Below are 452 nucleotides of genomic sequence, written 5' to 3'. Positions count from 1 at the left end.
TCGATGCGTTGCGCAAGAAGGACGGCACAACCACGTTGACGCTGCTCGATGGTCCGCAATCGGTGGCGGGCAAGTCGACAGCGCCGGCCAAGTCCAGCGCAAAGTCGAACGCGCCGGCCGAAAAACCCTGGGCAGTGACCGTACAAACGCTGAAGCTGGACAACAGCGCTGTCGGCTTTGAAGACCAATCGAACTCGCGCCCGGTCAAGGTGCGTGTCGAGCCGCTGAACGTGGTCGTGCAGAACGCCTCCTCCGATCTCGGCAAACCGGTCAGCGTGCAGATTGGCGCAGGGCTGGGTGCCAAGGGCAAGCTCGATGTGCGCGGCGAGGTCGTGCCGCAGCCGCTCAAGGCCGACCTGCGCGTGAACTCGCAGAACCTGTCGCTGGCAGGCTTCGATCCGTATCTGGACAAGTCGTTGAACGCGGCCATCACCTGCGCGCTGCTATCGATG

General features: G+C 63.5%; 1 protein-coding gene. It reads left to right on the top strand.

All coding sequences use genetic code 11. The annotated features are described in order from the left end of the window. Positions 1–452: DUF748 domain-containing protein (locus tag GV818_RS33765; protein WP_161778750.1), on the top strand; the 452-nt coding region annotated here is incomplete at both ends.

Origin of the sequence: Pseudomonas sp. Fl4BN1 (assembly GCF_009908285.1) — a bacterium.
Lineage (GTDB): Bacteria > Pseudomonadota > Gammaproteobacteria > Pseudomonadales > Pseudomonadaceae > Aquipseudomonas.
Note: the sequence above shows the minus strand (reverse complement) of the source record. Positions and strands in the feature narration are given on the sequence as shown.